15 protein-coding genes are annotated in these 13,940 nt (G+C 59.1%); 11 read left to right on the top strand and 4 right to left on the bottom strand.

Going from position 1 to position 13,940, the window contains the following annotated elements; all coding sequences use genetic code 11:
* Positions 1–4: 4 nt before the first annotated feature.
* From ACR3ES_RS02135 to ACR3ES_RS02125, 3 genes are read right to left on the bottom strand one after another with little or no spacing between them, the layout of a single operon-like run.
* Positions 5–814, bottom strand: coding sequence for an AAA family ATPase (locus tag ACR3ES_RS02135; protein ID WP_480424728.1), 810 nt, complete (start codon positions 812–814; stop codon positions 5–7).
* Between the two features lie 5 nt (positions 815–819).
* Positions 820–2,187 carry a cbb3-type cytochrome c oxidase subunit I gene (locus ACR3ES_RS02130; protein WP_170434173.1) on the bottom strand — a complete coding sequence of 456 codons (1,368 nt, stop codon included), beginning with the start codon at positions 2,185–2,187 and terminating at the stop codon, positions 820–822.
* A gap of 15 nt (positions 2,188–2,202) precedes the next feature.
* The gene (locus ACR3ES_RS02125) at positions 2,203–2,652 is read right to left on the bottom strand and encodes a c-type cytochrome (protein WP_170434171.1); all 450 of its coding nucleotides are present in this window, start codon (positions 2,650–2,652) and stop codon (positions 2,203–2,205) included.
* A 272-nt stretch (positions 2,653–2,924) separates the two neighbouring features.
* Here ACR3ES_RS02125 and ACR3ES_RS02120 point away from each other — a divergent pair, with 272 nt between their 5' ends.
* Positions 2,925–3,173 carry a hypothetical protein gene (locus tag ACR3ES_RS02120; protein ID WP_480634682.1) on the top strand — a complete coding sequence of 83 codons (249 nt, stop codon included), beginning with the start codon at positions 2,925–2,927 and terminating at the stop codon, positions 3,171–3,173.
* Between the two features lie 92 nt (positions 3,174–3,265).
* The gene (locus tag ACR3ES_RS02115) at positions 3,266–4,036 is read left to right on the top strand and encodes a Hint domain-containing protein (protein ID WP_480634681.1); all 771 of its coding nucleotides are present in this window, start codon (positions 3,266–3,268) and stop codon (positions 4,034–4,036) included.
* A gap of 20 nt (positions 4,037–4,056) precedes the next feature.
* Here the strand turns inward: ACR3ES_RS02115 and ACR3ES_RS02110 are convergent, their stop codons facing one another.
* Complete coding sequence (locus tag ACR3ES_RS02110) at positions 4,057–5,235, bottom strand: NnrS family protein (protein ID WP_170434169.1); 1,179 nt, start codon at positions 5,233–5,235, stop codon at positions 4,057–4,059.
* A 234-nt stretch (positions 5,236–5,469) separates the two neighbouring features.
* Between ACR3ES_RS02110 and ACR3ES_RS02105 the strand changes: the two genes are divergently transcribed.
* The 9 genes from ACR3ES_RS02105 to ahbB (ACR3ES_RS02065) all read left to right on the top strand — a co-directional run bounded on the left by ACR3ES_RS02105 (position 5,470) and on the right by ahbB (ACR3ES_RS02065) (position 13,939).
* Positions 5,470–7,146 (top strand): cytochrome D1 domain-containing protein, encoded by a 1,677-nt coding sequence (locus ACR3ES_RS02105; protein ID WP_170434167.1) that lies wholly within the window; start codon positions 5,470–5,472, stop codon positions 7,144–7,146.
* A gap of 205 nt (positions 7,147–7,351) precedes the next feature.
* The gene (locus ACR3ES_RS02100) at positions 7,352–9,079 is read left to right on the top strand and encodes a NapC/NirT family cytochrome c (RefSeq protein WP_480634680.1); all 1,728 of its coding nucleotides are present in this window, start codon (positions 7,352–7,354) and stop codon (positions 9,077–9,079) included.
* 54 nt (positions 9,080–9,133) lie between these two features.
* The gene (locus tag ACR3ES_RS02095; protein WP_170434163.1) at positions 9,134–9,535 is read left to right on the top strand and encodes a plastocyanin/azurin family copper-binding protein; all 402 of its coding nucleotides are present in this window, start codon (positions 9,134–9,136) and stop codon (positions 9,533–9,535) included.
* A 202-nt stretch (positions 9,536–9,737) separates the two neighbouring features.
* Entirely contained in the window at positions 9,738–10,499 is a 762-nt protein-coding gene (gene cobA, locus ACR3ES_RS02090; RefSeq protein ID WP_480424725.1) for a uroporphyrinogen-III C-methyltransferase, read from the top strand.
* Positions 10,492–10,875 (top strand): c-type cytochrome, encoded by a 384-nt coding sequence (locus ACR3ES_RS02085; RefSeq protein ID WP_170434159.1) that lies wholly within the window; start codon positions 10,492–10,494, stop codon positions 10,873–10,875. Before cobA ends, ACR3ES_RS02085 begins: the two co-directional genes overlap by 8 nt.
* A complete protein-coding gene (locus ACR3ES_RS02080) occupies positions 10,872–12,017 on the top strand; it encodes a cytochrome D1 domain-containing protein (protein ID WP_170434157.1) in 1,146 nt (381 codons plus the stop codon). The genes ACR3ES_RS02085 and ACR3ES_RS02080 overlap by 4 nt, the downstream gene beginning before the upstream one ends.
* Before the next feature lie 4 nt (positions 12,018–12,021).
* Positions 12,022–13,011 (top strand): siroheme decarboxylase subunit beta, encoded by a 990-nt coding sequence (ahbB, locus tag ACR3ES_RS02075; protein ID WP_170434155.1) that lies wholly within the window; start codon positions 12,022–12,024, stop codon positions 13,009–13,011.
* Positions 13,008–13,460, top strand: a complete 453-nt coding sequence (locus ACR3ES_RS02070; RefSeq protein WP_170434154.1) for an AsnC family transcriptional regulator — start codon at positions 13,008–13,010, stop codon at positions 13,458–13,460. The genes ahbB (ACR3ES_RS02075) and ACR3ES_RS02070 overlap by 4 nt, the downstream gene beginning before the upstream one ends.
* Positions 13,457–13,939 (top strand): siroheme decarboxylase subunit beta, encoded by a 483-nt coding sequence (gene ahbB / locus ACR3ES_RS02065; protein ID WP_170434152.1) that lies wholly within the window; start codon positions 13,457–13,459, stop codon positions 13,937–13,939. Before ACR3ES_RS02070 ends, ahbB (ACR3ES_RS02065) begins: the two co-directional genes overlap by 4 nt.
* Position 13,940 lies beyond the last annotated feature (1 nt).

The following is a 13,940-nucleotide window of genomic DNA, read 5'->3' as shown; positions in this document are numbered from 1 at the left end:
GGCCTCACCCAAAGACAGCCGTGACAAGATCGAGGAGCCCGCGTTTGATATCCTCGTCATCGGTCAGAGGTTCGATCATTGCGGCAAGGATGGCGCGGTCGGTGGACATGCCCTGTGCAATCAGCATCGCGGCATAGACAACCAGACGGGTGGAAACGCCTTCTTCAAGGTCCTGACCCTTGAGCCCGCGCAGCTTACCTGCCAGCCGGACCAGTGGCTTGCAGCGCTCCAGCGGCAGACCGCTTTCCTGGGCAACAACCTGTGCCTCCATCTCTGGCGACGGGAAGTTGAACTCCAGCGAGATAAACCGCTGGCGGGTCGAGGGTTTCAGGGTCTTCAGGATGTTCTGGTAGCCGGGGTTGTAGGAGGCCACCAGCATGAAGCCCGGCGCGGCCTGAAGCTCCTCGCCGGTGCGGTCGATCGGCAGGATGCGCCGGTCATCGGTGAGCGGGTGCAGCACAACGGTGACGTCCTTGCGCGCCTCGACCACTTCATCGAGATAGCAGATCGCACCCTCGCGCACCGCCCGGGTCAGGGGGCCATCGACCCAGACAGTTTCGCCGCCTTTCAGCAGGTAACGACCGATCAGGTCGGCGGCTGCCAGATCGTCATGGCAGGCCACTGTGTAAAGCGGACGCCCGAGGCTGGCGGCCATATGGGCCACAAAACGGGTCTTGCCGCAACCTGTCGGTCCTTTCAGCAGAACCGGCAGGTTGTTGGTATAGGCGGCGGCGAACACGTCGCATTCATCGCCCTGAGCGAGGTAGAAGGGGGCGTCAGCCGCCCCCGTTCCCATTTGTAATGAACCGTCCATTTCCATCACTCCGCAGGGGTCTCAGCTGCACCTGGTTCGATGATCTCTTTCCGGGGCACCCAGATGGCGTACATGAACAAGAGCGCACCGAGGACCACGACCACACCAGATCCAAAGCGCATCCAGTAGAAGATCGCGATCTGATCTTGCACGTCCATGAAGTAGTCGCCGACCACCCGCTGCATATGCGTTTGAACGGTTCCGCCAAAGGTCAGCACGAAGGTCATGAAAACCATGCCGCTGGTCATCAGCCAGAAGCTGCCCATGTTCAGCACCTGATTATACGGATCCCGGTTTTTCAGGATCGGCATGGCATAGCTGAAGATCGCCAGGTTGAGGCAGACATAGGCGCCGTAAAAGGCCAGGTGACCGTGGGCTGCGGTGATCTGCGTGCCGTGGGTGTAGTAGTTCACCCCGTGCAACGTGTGCAGGAAGCCCCAAACGCCGGCACCGAAGAAGGCCAATGTGGCACAGCCCAGCGACCACAGCAGTGCGGCCTTGTTGGGGTGATCCCGGCGACCTTTCCATACCATGACGAAGGCAAAGGCCATCATCGCAAAGAACGGGATTACTTCGAGGCTTGAGAAGATCGAGCCGATCCACTGCCAGTACGCAGGTGTACCGATCCAGTAGTAGTGGTGGCCGGTTCCCAGGATGCCAGAGAACAGGGCCGCCGCGACGATGACATAGAGCCATTTCTCGACGATCTCACGGTCCACACCCGTCAGCTTGAGCATCAGATAGGCCAGAATCGAGGCCATGATCAGTTCCCATACACCTTCGACCCACAGGTGGACGACATACCACCAGTACTGTTTGTCGAGGCTTAGGTTACCGGGATTGTAGAAGGCAAACAGGAACAGCAGCGCCAGACCCCAGAGACCCAGAAGCAGGATGTTGCTGATCGCGGTTTTCTTGCCTTTCAGCACTGTCATCGAGATGTTGTAGAGGAAGATCAGCGCCGCAACGACAATGCCGGCTTTGACCCATTTGGGCTGCTCAAGGAACTCGCGTCCCTCCTTGCCCAGCAACCAGTTTCCTTCGAACAGGTTGAAGATATAGGTCACAACCACGCCCAGCGTCCCGACCACAAGGATCAGCAACTGCAGATAGGCCAGCTTGGTCGAGTGGATCTCGCGTTCAGTTTCTTCCGGGATCAGGAAGTAAGCCGCGCCGAAGAAGCCGAGGATCAGCCAGACGATCAACGCGTTGGTGTGCAGCATGCGCACGATGTTGAACGGCAGCAGCTCGCTCAGGAAATTTGGGGATACATAGATCCAGCCAGCCAGCAGACCGCCCAGCACCTGGATCACGAACAGGCCCATTGCCACCGCAAAGTAGGCATAGGCGATTTTTTGGGATTCGTACTTCATTTCTCCGTTCCCTTCTCAGCCCGCCTCGTTCGGCGGCCAATCCTGAGCGTCGATATTGTCCGTCCAGATCAGGAAGTTGGTCAGGTCGCGGATTTCTTCGTCGCTGAGGTTGAAATTGGGCATCTGCCGGCGGCCGGGAATTTCAGTCGGCTGCGCCTCCATCCAGCCCTTTAGGGCCTCAAAGGCTGATTCAGGATCGTCCAACACGCCCCAGCGGGTCATCACATTTGCAACTTCGGGCGCATAGTAGGCGCCTTCGCCCATAATTGTGTGGCAATTGACGCAGGCATGTTTTTCCCAGATGTGTTTGCCGCGAACGACACTGTCATCAAGTTTCGCCGAGTTCTCGGAATTGACGATGTAATAGTGTGAATGGGCTGACAGAGCCAGAAAGATGATTATAAAGAACAGTGACCCGCCATAGAATATGTTACGAGCCATGCTCTTTGTCATGACTTCTCGCATTGCGCTCTCCTTTGCGCAGATTAGCTAGTCTGATGACAATGGCGGTTGAGCCGCGGGGCTGCCTTAACGAAAGTCAAGCATGCCAAAGTAAGCAAGGTATTGGATCTCCGTGGTCATAATTGCGTCAGAGCCACTAAAATGCCCTGAGATTGCCTTGAAAAAATATAGTTAGATCAGCATGTTTCCGAAGGTTCGTAGACTTGAAACGAGCGTTCTCGGTTAATTGGTAATCAAAGGTGCCGAGATGGCACCTAAATCGTGGTGGTTAATGAATGGCGAATTATTCATACATCGGTTACGCACCCGGCGTCATTACGGTGAATACATTTGGGCCTGATACGATCACCCTGGACGCAAGCTACGATCCCGCAACGGACCGACGGGTATTCAATGTTGAGGACGAAGCCGGGGGTTCATTCGCAATGGATTTGGCCCGCCGGTTCCCGATACCGGGGATGTTTTCAACGGTGATAGATTCAACAACGAAAATGGCGACGACGATACACAGACCGGAACGGTAACAAACCTTGATGGTTCGACAACGTTTCTAAGCGGCGACATCTATCTGGAAGAATCCTACATTCTGACAAACCCGAGCGGTGGTACGATCACTGTGTACCGCGTCGAGGTTGAAGGAACCCCTGCAGGCTACATAACCTCAGAGCCGCTGGATCCCGGGGTGACGTATTCGATGAATATCGTCAACGTTACACCGAGCAACGCACCGGACACGACCGACCCCGATGCCATTGTTGACGTTCCCTGTTTTTCCTCCGGAACGCTTATCGCGACACCTGACGGTGATGTTGAAATCGAAACCCTTTGTGCCGGGGATGAGGTTCTGACCCAAGACCATGGCCCGCAGCGCATACGCTGGATTGGCGCGCGGTCTTTAAATTCTCGTGATCTGGCTGGCAAGCCAAGACTGCGCCCGATCCGGATCGCAGCCGGAAGTCTGGGCAGCGGTCTTCCTCGGCGAGATTTGCTGGTCTCCCCGCAGCACAGGATGCTTGTGCGCTCGGCCATCGCAGTGCGCATGTTCGATGCCAGCGAAATCCTTGTTCCCGCCCACACCCTGATTGGCATTCCCGGTATCGCGGTGGATGAAGATACCGACACCGTCGAATACTACCACATGCTGTTTGAGCAGCATGAGATCGTCTTTGCCGAGGGCGCACCGGCGGAAAGCCTGTTTGCCGGTGCCGAGGCGCTAAAGACAGTGCCGCCCGCTGCACGGGCCGAGATGTTGGAGTTGTTTCCGTCTTTGGGACGCCCGGACTTCGTGCCCTTGCCCGCCCGCCCGATTCCACCCAAGGGTCGGCAGGTCCGCAACATGGTGCAGCGTCACATCAAGAACAGCCGGGCCTTGATTGAACGCACTTGATCTCGCCTGAAGACGGGCGGTTAGCTATTGTGTGCCCGGGGGCCCGTCAGCGCCGGCCACATGGCAATCAGATATAGCGCAAAGGCGCTGACCCAAAGACCGTCCGACACCAGCATGGCAACCAGATAGCCTGCATCCAGTTCTGCCCCGATCCAGCGTGTCAGGGCGGCTACGGCCATCAGCCCATAGGCCAGAACCATCGAACCCGGCGCCACAAGCGCGCGGCCACTGTGACCCAGTGCCGCCCGGCTCATGACCGCCAGGGTCATGCCGCCCACACCTCCGATGCCTAGTACATGCAGCGCGGCGACCTCGTTGCCAATGCCAAGCATGGCCAACCCCCAAAGGATCAGACCCAACGCCAGCATTGCAAGCCCCAGATGCAGGGCAAGCAAAATCGGCTGCCGTGCCGCCCATCCTGTGCGCCAGTGCACCATGCGCAGGGCCTGCATCCCTCCAAGCCCCAATGCCACCACGCCGGTCACCGGCGTCGCACCAAAAACCAGCGCAACCACCGGCAAGATCAGGGCGAGTCTCATCGCAGCCTTGTCCACAATCGGTATGGAAACCGGCCAGGAGGCCTCGGGCTCTCCCGCGCGTTTCATGGCGTTCCGGGTGAATGCGGGCGTGATGCGCCCCCCGAGGATCACGATCATGGAACACAGTGTCAGCAGGCCCGCCCGCAACCCGGTTTGCAACGTGTTCTGCGTTGCGCCGATCCAGTCCAGATGGGTGAGTAGATCAGCCACCCAGATGAAACTCAGCAGCAGCATGAAAATCATGTTCTGCGGCTTTGGGCGGCGGATCAGCTGCGTTGCGATCTTGGCCGCAAGGATCGGCACAAAGGCCAGGTCAACTGTCGCAACAAAGACCGGCGACAGCATCCCGGAAAACCACATCGCCATCCGACCGGCCAGCCACACCGCCGCAGCCAGAGTAATGAATCGCGCCCGCGCATCGGGCGCCCCCGTCCAGTTCGGCACGGCGGTCAGAAAGAACCCGCCCAGCGCCGCCGTGGAATAGCCAAAGATCATTTCATGCGCATGCCACATGGGCGGCGTCATTGCGTAGCTTTGGTCCAGATATGGCGCCGTCAGCCACAGCCCCCAGACCAGCCCGACAAACAGACCGTAGAGGCCTGCGGATAGAAAGAACACACGAAACCCTTCACCAAAGATACGAGCGATGACGTTGGGCATGCCAATCCTCCGTGGCTGTTTTCCCCAGACCTATCAGCCCGCCCGCCGGTGGGACTTAACCAAAATCAAAAACCGAAAACATGCCCCTGAAACACAGATTTTTGGCCGGGATTTTCGGGTGCGAATCCGCTTCGTGCCGTCGATTTGCGCCACTCCCGTTGACTTTGGTCAAGGAGCAGCCTGCCACGATGCACCACCCTCGGGCCTGCCTCACCACGCATATGGAGAGTGATCATGTCACTTGGAATCAGCTACAATAAAACTGGCCGCGCCTTCGGGGCCGGTTTGGCGATGCTGCTGGGCAGCGTCGCTGCACCAGTCTTTGCCGAAGAGCCAACATTAAGCGATGAAGCCTTCGAATCGTCCAAACAGCTTTACTTCGAACAATGTGCTGGCTGTCACGGCGTTTTGCGCAAAGGCGCCACGGGTAACAACCTTGAACCCTATTGGAAGACCACCGCAGACGACGGCACCGTCACTGAAGGTGGTACCCTCAAGCTGGGTCAGGAACGTCTTGAAAGGATTATCTCCTGGGGAACCGAAGGCGGCATGAACAACTTCTCGGACATCATGACCGAGCAGCAAATCAAGGATATGGCGACCTACATCCAGATGGATCCGCCCAAACCGCCCGAAATGTCGCTGGCGCAAATGAAACAGACCCGCAAGGTCTACGTCGAAGAAGCCGACTATCCGACCGAGCCGCTGCATGGCCGGAACTGGGAAAACTTTTTCGTCGTCATCGAACGTGACGTCGGCAAAGTTGCCATTATCGACGGTGATACAAAAGAAGTTCTGGTCCACATTCCCACCGGCTATGCGGTGCACGTGATCAAAGCCTCTGAGCACCACAAAATCACCGAGCCTGAGAACCCGGGCCGCTTTTGGTATACGATGGGCCGCGATGGCAAGATGACCAAGATCGACCTCTGGCAGACGCCGGACAAGATGTTGGTCTCAGAAGTCACCGTTGCTTATGATGCCCGCGACGTAGCTGTGTCCGGCGATGGCAAATACATCATCGGTGGCGGATACTGGCCGCCGCACTTTGCTATCGTAGACGCCGTCACCATGGAACCGCTCAAGGTCGTATCGACCCGCGGCGTGAACGTGGATGGCGACTATGTCGAAGAAAGCCGCGTGGCTGCGATCTACACCACCCCAAACGAGCCAAGCTGGCTGGTCGCGGTGAAAGAGCTGGGTCAGATGTGGCAGGTCGACTATTCCGATATCGACAATCTTCGCATCGAAAAAATCGATACTGCCAAGTTCCTGCATGACGGGTTCTTTGACCCAACAGGTCGGTACTTCCAGATTGCTGCAAACGCGTCGAACAAGATGGTTGTTGTCGACACCAAAGAACGCAAGCTTGAGTCCATGATTGACGTTGCCGCCCTGCCGCACCCCGGCCCTGGCGCCAACTGGGTCGACCCGAATTGCGGTCCTGTGGCCGGTACAACGCACCTTGGCGTGGGCACCGTGACCGTCTGGGGCAACGATCCCGAAGGTCGTCCGGACGAGGCATGGAAGACCTGCTACGAAGTTGAGACCGATGGCCCCGGTCTGTTCATCCGCACCCACCCGAATTCGAAATATGTGTGGGCGGACCAGACCAAACACCCCGAGCCGGAAATTCAGCAATCGGTGCAGGTCATCGACAAAGAAACCGGTGAGATTGCCAAAACGATCCAACTGACCGAGCGGGAAGGGAACGCCGCGGTTCACTTCGAGTTCAATGCCGACGGCACCGAGGTTTGGGTTTCCAACTGGAACCTGGCCGACTCGAAAGAACCCAACGGTGAGATCGTGATCTACGACGCTGAAACGCTGGAAGAAAAGGCCCGGATCAAAGGATTGTTCGCGCCGACCGGCAAGTTCAACGTCTACAACCGGTCGAACCACGTCACCTGACGGACATCTCCATAGCACCAGAAGGGGCGGGCCTCTCGCCCGCCCTTTTCTCAGATTCCCGGGAACCGGCTTCCCGGCGATCCATCAGCTAAATTCAACGGCCTGCGAGCACGGGTCAAACAAGACAGCCAAAACGGAGCCTGGACATGACCCAGTCCGAACCGGAAAAGAAAAACCGATCTGGCGCCGGTATTTCCTGTGGGGAATGCCCTTGGCCGGCATTGCCGCAGCGTTTGCCGCCGGTATCATCTTCTGGGGCGGATTCAACACCGTCGTGGAAGCCACCAACACAGAACCCTTCTGCCTGTCCTGCCACGAGATGCGGGATTACGTCTATGAAGAGTACAAAGGTACAATCCATGACGTGAACCGCTCCGGCGTGGGCGCAGTCTGTTCTGACTGTCACGTGCCAAAGGACTGGACGCATAAAATGATCCGCAAGGTCAAGGCGACCAGAGAGCTCTACGGTAAAGCGGTTGGGTCCATCAGCACGCCCGAAAAATTCGAGGCCAAGCGCGTCCATCTGGCCATGAACGAATGGGAGCGGATGAAGGCCAACGACTCTCGTGAATGCCGCAACTGCCACGATTTTGAATCCATGATGCCCGAGTTCCAGAAACCGCGGGCGCGGCAACAGCACCTCAACGCGATGGAAGTCGGGCAGACCTGCATCGACTGCCACAAGGGGATCGCGCACTCTGACCTGCGTGACCGCGCCAGCGATGAGTATCTGGAAGAGCTAGAAGCTCCAAACCCCGATTTTATCCGCGCCATCCCGCCTAAGTATCTGGCAAGTCTTGCGCGGATCGAAGCCAAGGAAGCTGCGGAAGCAGAGGCGGAAAAAGCCGCGAAGCAAGCACAGCTGAAATCGGTTCAGGCGCAGATCGCTGCAGCCGTTGATGCAGCTGTAGCTGAAGAACGTGCCAAAGCTGCAGGTGAGGAAAGCGCGGCCCCGTCAGGAGGCGGTAGCGATGTCGGGTCGAACATCGACTGGGCGGCTGTTCCTGCTACGGATATGAAGCTGTTCTACCCGGGTCAGGCGTCCTTCGAATGGGTTCAGAACGGCCGGTCTCATGGCGGTGCACGCCCGTTGACCAAGGGCGGTGACAAATGCACAACCTGTCATGCCGCCGAGTTGGATGCGATCGGCAACAAGATCGTGGCCGGTGGTGAGCTTGAACCGACCCTGATCCCCGGCAAACGTGGTGTCATCGACGCAACCGTTCAGGCCGCTCATGATGATGAGACCCTGTTTATCCGCCTGCAATGGCCGGATGCGGGCCACAATCCGGCGCCCTTCGTGGATGGCGGCAAAATGGATCCCGACAACCAGACGAAGGTGGCCATGATGATCACGGGCACCGGGATTGAGATGGGGGAACAGGTGGGTTGCTGGGCTTCGTGCCATGCGGACAACAGCTATATGCCGTTTGATCCCGGCGCCGAGGCAATCGCCTCAAACAGCGATGTCTCAGGTCGCTTGAGCGCACAGGACACGGTGACCAAATACATCAGTGAAAGCCGAACCGAGGTCGAGACCAAAGGCCGTCGCGGCAAGGCGCTGGGCGGCTGGGACAAGCTTCAGGCCGCTGACCAGATCGAGCAGTACCTGGCAGACGGTACCTATCTGGACCTGATGCGTGTTTACGCGGACGGCAGCGCCACCAACGGCTACCTGCTGGAACAGCGCGTGGTCAATGACGGCGAGATCGCGGCCTCGGCCAGCCTCGACGCAGGGATGTGGACCGTGGTCTTCTCCCGCCCGCTGAATTCGGGCGCAGCGGGGGATATTCCACTGGAGCCCGGTCAAACCTACACCGTCGGCTTTGCCATCCATGATGACTTTGCTGCCGCCCGGTTCCACCACGTAACACTGGATACAAGCCTGGCGCTTGATGACGATACGGCCGCCATCAACGTGGTGAAACAGTAATGGATCGGGGCCGGGTGATCCGGCCCCATCCTTTTTGGAAAGGAGACTTGGACGATGAACCCCCAATACCTTCTTCCTGCGCTGCTGGTTCTGGCCGCACCCGTATGGGCAGACGAGGCCGCCGAAATCTGCGCTGAGGCCGAAGACCGTTATGTCGAGCTGTTCGGTCAGCCCTCCTCGGCGATTGAGGACGCCGAGGTGGTCCTGATGTACAAGTACAGATTCTGCCCGTTCGAGTTGACTGTGAAGCCGGGCACTACGGTGCGTTGGGTGAACGTGGATAAACGCACCAGCCACAGCGTGTTTCTGAAGGACGGCAGTGAGCCCGAAAGCGACCGGCTGTTTCCAGAGGAATCGGTGGACCTTACCTTTTTGACCCCCGGCCCACAGGAATACCTCTGCGGCCCGCATTGGGAAACACAAAATATGATCGGAATGATCACCGTCGAACCCTGAGCCGAGGTAGAAGTACAGGCAAGATCAAAGGAGCGCAGGGTACAATCCTTGCGCTCCTTAACTTTAGTCAAGGCATGCGCGCGGCCAATAGGCGACCCTAGTCCTATGACACGCCCGGTTCTCCCAGCAATGTCCCGTTTCTGCACCGGTTTCGCGGGGGATACCCGGGCTCCGAAGACACTCAGAACAAGCGAGTTTGCACATGAACGGTAAAGTTTTTCTGATCGGGGCCGGTCCGGGTGATCCAGAATTGATGACGCTGCGCGCCCTGCGTTTTCTGCAACAGGCTGATGTCGTGGTCTACGACCGCCTTGTCTCGGACGAGATACTTGCGATGCATGCCGACGGCGCGCGGCTGATCCCTGTGGGCAAGGCCCCGAGTTGCCATACGGTGCCGCAAACACGCATCAACCAGATCCTGCGGGATGAGGCGCGTGCCGGGCACACTGTGGCGCGGCTCAAGGGCGGCGATCCGATGATCTTTGGCCGTGGCTCGGAAGAGGCGGCCTATCTGATGGATCACGGCATCGCCGTCGAGTATGCCCCGGGCATTACAGCGGCGCAGGGGGCGTCCTGCTCGACCGGCGTGCCTTTGACCCATCGGGGGCTGGCAACGTCGGTGCAATATGTCACCGGCCACCGTCAGGCCGACAAGGTCCTCGATCTAGACTGGAAGCGACTGGCCGATCCAGACTCGACTTTGGTGGTGTACATGGGTGTCGCCAATATTGGCCAGATCGCCATCGGGCTGATGACCGAGAACCTTCCAGGCTCGACCCCGGTATTGGCTGTTTGCAAGGCCACCACCTCGCGCGAACGCCGCCTTGTATCCCGGCTGGATCGTCTGGCAACGGATGTGCGCCAAGCCGAACTGAAGGCACCCACCCTTTTCATCATCGGCCAGGTCGTGTCGCTTTATGCAGAGCGGCCGGTTGCCGAATTGTTGGAGCAGGCCCATGGCTAGTCTCACACACAGACATCTTGGATTACGTGCCGCCTCACCCGCAAACGCGGCTGGGCGTTCTGGATGGGCAGCGCGGGCTGTTCTGACCACCGCTGTTGTGCTGGCGACGTCGGCCTTTGCGGCTGATACGCTGGACCCCAATACCCTCAAACGACTGGTCCATCAGGATTGCGGCTCCTGCCACGGTCTCTCGCTCAAAGGTGGCCTTGGTCCGGACCTGCGGGCGCAAACCCTGGATCACTACGATCCGGACGTCCTGTCCGGCGTTATTCTCGACGGCATCCCCGACACCGCGATGCCGCCCTGGCGGCCCCTGATCTCTCAGGAAGAGGCCGAGTGGATCGCGCGCTACCTGCTGCAACCGGAGGCACAATGAAACATCTCATCCTTGGTCTCGCTGCAACCCTCATGATGTCAGCAGCGCAGGCAGAACCCACGGCCACCGGGGATCTTGGCCTCGTGATCGAACGGGCCAAAGGCTCTGTCCTGTTGATCGATCAATCCGACCGCGCGGCGCTGGCGCGGATCGAAGGGTTGGGCGATCTGTCTCATGCCTCGCTGGTCTATTCGCCGGACCAACGGTTTGCCTATGTGTTCGGACGTGATGGCGGGCTGACCAAGGTGGACATCGTCACCCGCCAGATCGTGAACCGCGTGATACAGGCGGGCAACGCCATCGGCGGGGCGATATCGGATGATGGCGCATTGGTCGCTGTGTCCAACTATGAACCTGGCGGCGTCCGGGTCTTCGACGCGGTCACGCTGGAAATGGTGGCCGATATCCCAACGGACAGCAAAACCATCGGTTTGGTCGACGCACCCGGCCGCAGGTTCGTCTTCACCATGTGGGACACCGGCGAAACCTGGATTGCCGACTTCGGCAAAGGCACGCCCGAGATCACCAAGATCCCTAATATGGGCAAAAACCCCTATGACGCGCTAATTACCGCCAATGGCCGTACTTACATCACCGGTCTGTTTGGCGAGGATGGCCTGACTGCGCTGGACCTTTGGGACGACACGCCCGAGCCTATCCGCGTACTGCCCGACTATGGGCGCGGACAAGAGGAGATGCCGGTCTACAAGATGCCCCATCTGGAGGGCTGGGCGCTGACGGGACGCGAATTTGTGCTGCCCGCAGTGGGCCATCACGAGGTTCTGTGGGTCGATGCTGAGACGCTGACCGAGACGGGGCGCACCAAAACCCACGGCCAGCCGGTCTTTGCCATGGCCCGGCCCGACGGGCGGCAGGTGTGGGTGAATTTCGCCCATCCGCTGAACGACACCATCCAGATAATCGACAGCGTCAGCAAAGAGGTCATTCACGAATTCAAGCCCGGCCCCGCCGTGCTGCATATGGAGTTCACCCCACGTGGGCACGAAGTCTGGATCAGCGTGCGCGATGCCAACAAGGTCATGATCTACGACACGCAAAACTTTGAAAAACTGCGCGAAATCGAGGCGGACAGCCCGTCGGGCATCTTCTTCACCGCGCGCGCGCATAGAACGGGGCTCTGAGGCGATGAAACATATCACCGATCCCATCAACCGTCGCCTTCTGGATGATTTTCAACGCGATTTCCCGATAACCGACCGCCCGTTTCAGGTGCTCGCCGATGCGCTGGATCTGAGCGAGGCAGACGTGATCGACCGCCTCGCCCGGATGCGTGCGACCGGACGCATCACCCGCGTCGGCGCGACCATCGCCCCGGGCACGGTGTCGGCCAGCACCCTCGCCGCCGTATCGGCACCCGAAGAGCGGTTGGAAGAGGTCGCGGCGCTGATTGATGCGGAACCGGGCGTGAACCACAATTACCAGCGCGAAAATGACTGGAACCTCTGGTTTGTCGCGACGGGCCCGGATCGCTCCCATGTGGAGGACACGCTGGCGCGGATTCACCAACGAACCGGGTTGGACGTTCTGGACCTGCGGCTTGTACGCCCGTTCAACGTGGATTTGGGATTTCGCATGTCCGGTAACGCCCAAACCGTTCCCGGCCCCAGACAGGTAGACCGATCTGTCATGCAAACCGGCGACCGCGCGCTGCTGCAGGCCCTGAGCTCTGGCCTGCCACTCGTCTCCGACTCATATGCCGCGCTGGCCCGTTCCATGGGGCGCGACGCCGCAGAGCTGATGGACCGGATACGGTGTCTGCACACGGCTGGAATCCTCTCGCGCCTCGGCGTCATCGTACGGCACCGGGCGCTGGGGTGGTCCGCCAACGCGATGGTGGTCTGGGACCTTCCCTCTGATCAGATCGATCAGGCTGGCCCCGCTCTTGCCGCGCATCGCGGCGTGACCTTGTGTTACGAGCGTCGCCCGGTCGAGGGCATATGGCCCTACCGCCTCTATTGCATGATTCACGCAAGATCCCGCCCCGAAGCACACGACGTGCTAGCCGGTGCCGCGAACCTGCCGGAACTGGCGAATGTGCCGCACAAAGTGCTGTTTTCTACCCGCTGCTTCAAACAGACCGGGGCACTGATCAAACCGAAAGAGGTCGTCGCATGACCCAGTTGGACGCAACCGATCGCGCCATTCTCAACCGCATGCAGGAAGATCTGCCTCTGACGGCGCATCCCTATGCAGCCGTCGCGCAGGATCTGGGTATCTCGGAGAACGATCTGCTGACGCGGCTGGCCCGGATGAAAGCGGATCGCATGATCACCCGTTTTGGTCCCTTTTTTGATGCAGCTGCAATGGGTGGCGCGTTCTGCCTGTGCGCCATGGCGGTGCCGGCAAACGAATTCGAAGCGGTCGTGACCAAAGTCAATGCGCATCCCGAGGTCGCGCATAATTATGAGCGCACGCACCGGCTGAACATGTGGTTCGTACTGGCCACGGAAACACCCGAAGGGATCGAGGCCACCGCCGATGCCATCGAACGGGAAACGGGGATCGCAGTTCTCCGTTTCCCCAAACTACAGGAATTTTTCATCGGCTTCCGGGTGGCAGCATGATCGACGCAACAGACAGACGGATCATTGAAGCGCTTCAGGGCGGTCTGCCTCTGGTCCCGGCCCCTTATGCCCAGGTTGCCGACACGTTGGACATCGAAGAGCAAGCGCTGATTGATCGGCTGACGGCCCTCAAGGCGCGCGGCGTGATCCGCCGCATCGCCGCCGCGCCCAATCACTACAAACTGGGGATGACATCCAATGGCATGACCGTGTGGGATGTCGATGACGATCGCGTCTCTGCCTTGGGTGCTCTGATCGGAGCCCTGACCTTTGTCACCCATTGCTACGAGCGCCCGCGGGCTTTGCCCGACTGGCCCTACAACCTGTTTGCCATGGTTCATGGGTCAGACCGGAATGAGGTCGATGAGAAACGTAAGCAGATTGCTGGAATTCTCGGCAACGCCTGCCGGTCCAAAGACATCCTCTTTTCCACGCGCATTCTGAAAAAGACCGGGCTGCGCCTGAAAGCGAAAGGCTGAG

Source organism: Ruegeria sp. B1, assembly GCF_056535885.1.
The sequence above is the reverse complement of the archived record's forward strand: the minus strand, read 5'-3'. Positions and strand labels throughout refer to the sequence as shown.

Excerpts from the sequence above, each read along its gene's own strand:
- ACR3ES_RS02135 (WP_480424728.1), bottom strand. The coding sequence starts at position 814 with ATGGACGGTTCATTACAAATGGGAACGGGGGCGGCTGACGCCCCCTTC.
- ACR3ES_RS02130 (WP_170434173.1), bottom strand. The coding sequence starts at position 2,187 with ATGAAGTACGAATCCCAAAAAATCGCCTATGCCTACTTTGCGGTGGCA.
- ACR3ES_RS02125 (WP_170434171.1), bottom strand. The coding sequence starts at position 2,652 with ATGCGAGAAGTCATGACAAAGAGCATGGCTCGTAACATATTCTATGGC.
- ACR3ES_RS02120 (WP_480634682.1), top strand. The coding sequence starts at position 2,925 with ATGGCGAATTATTCATACATCGGTTACGCACCCGGCGTCATTACGGTG.
- ACR3ES_RS02110 (WP_170434169.1), bottom strand. The coding sequence starts at position 5,235 with ATGCCCAACGTCATCGCTCGTATCTTTGGTGAAGGGTTTCGTGTGTTC.
- ACR3ES_RS02105 (WP_170434167.1), top strand. The coding sequence starts at position 5,470 with ATGTCACTTGGAATCAGCTACAATAAAACTGGCCGCGCCTTCGGGGCC.
- ACR3ES_RS02100 (WP_480634680.1), top strand. The coding sequence starts at position 7,352 with ATGCCCTTGGCCGGCATTGCCGCAGCGTTTGCCGCCGGTATCATCTTC.
- ACR3ES_RS02095 (WP_170434163.1), top strand. The coding sequence starts at position 9,134 with ATGAACCCCCAATACCTTCTTCCTGCGCTGCTGGTTCTGGCCGCACCC.
- cobA (WP_480424725.1), top strand. The coding sequence starts at position 9,738 with ATGAACGGTAAAGTTTTTCTGATCGGGGCCGGTCCGGGTGATCCAGAA.
- ACR3ES_RS02085 (WP_170434159.1), top strand. The coding sequence starts at position 10,492 with ATGGCTAGTCTCACACACAGACATCTTGGATTACGTGCCGCCTCACCC.
- ACR3ES_RS02080 (WP_170434157.1), top strand. The coding sequence starts at position 10,872 with ATGAAACATCTCATCCTTGGTCTCGCTGCAACCCTCATGATGTCAGCA.
- ahbB (WP_170434155.1), top strand. The coding sequence starts at position 12,022 with ATGAAACATATCACCGATCCCATCAACCGTCGCCTTCTGGATGATTTT.
- ACR3ES_RS02070 (WP_170434154.1), top strand. The coding sequence starts at position 13,008 with ATGACCCAGTTGGACGCAACCGATCGCGCCATTCTCAACCGCATGCAG.
- ahbB (WP_170434152.1), top strand. The coding sequence starts at position 13,457 with ATGATCGACGCAACAGACAGACGGATCATTGAAGCGCTTCAGGGCGGT.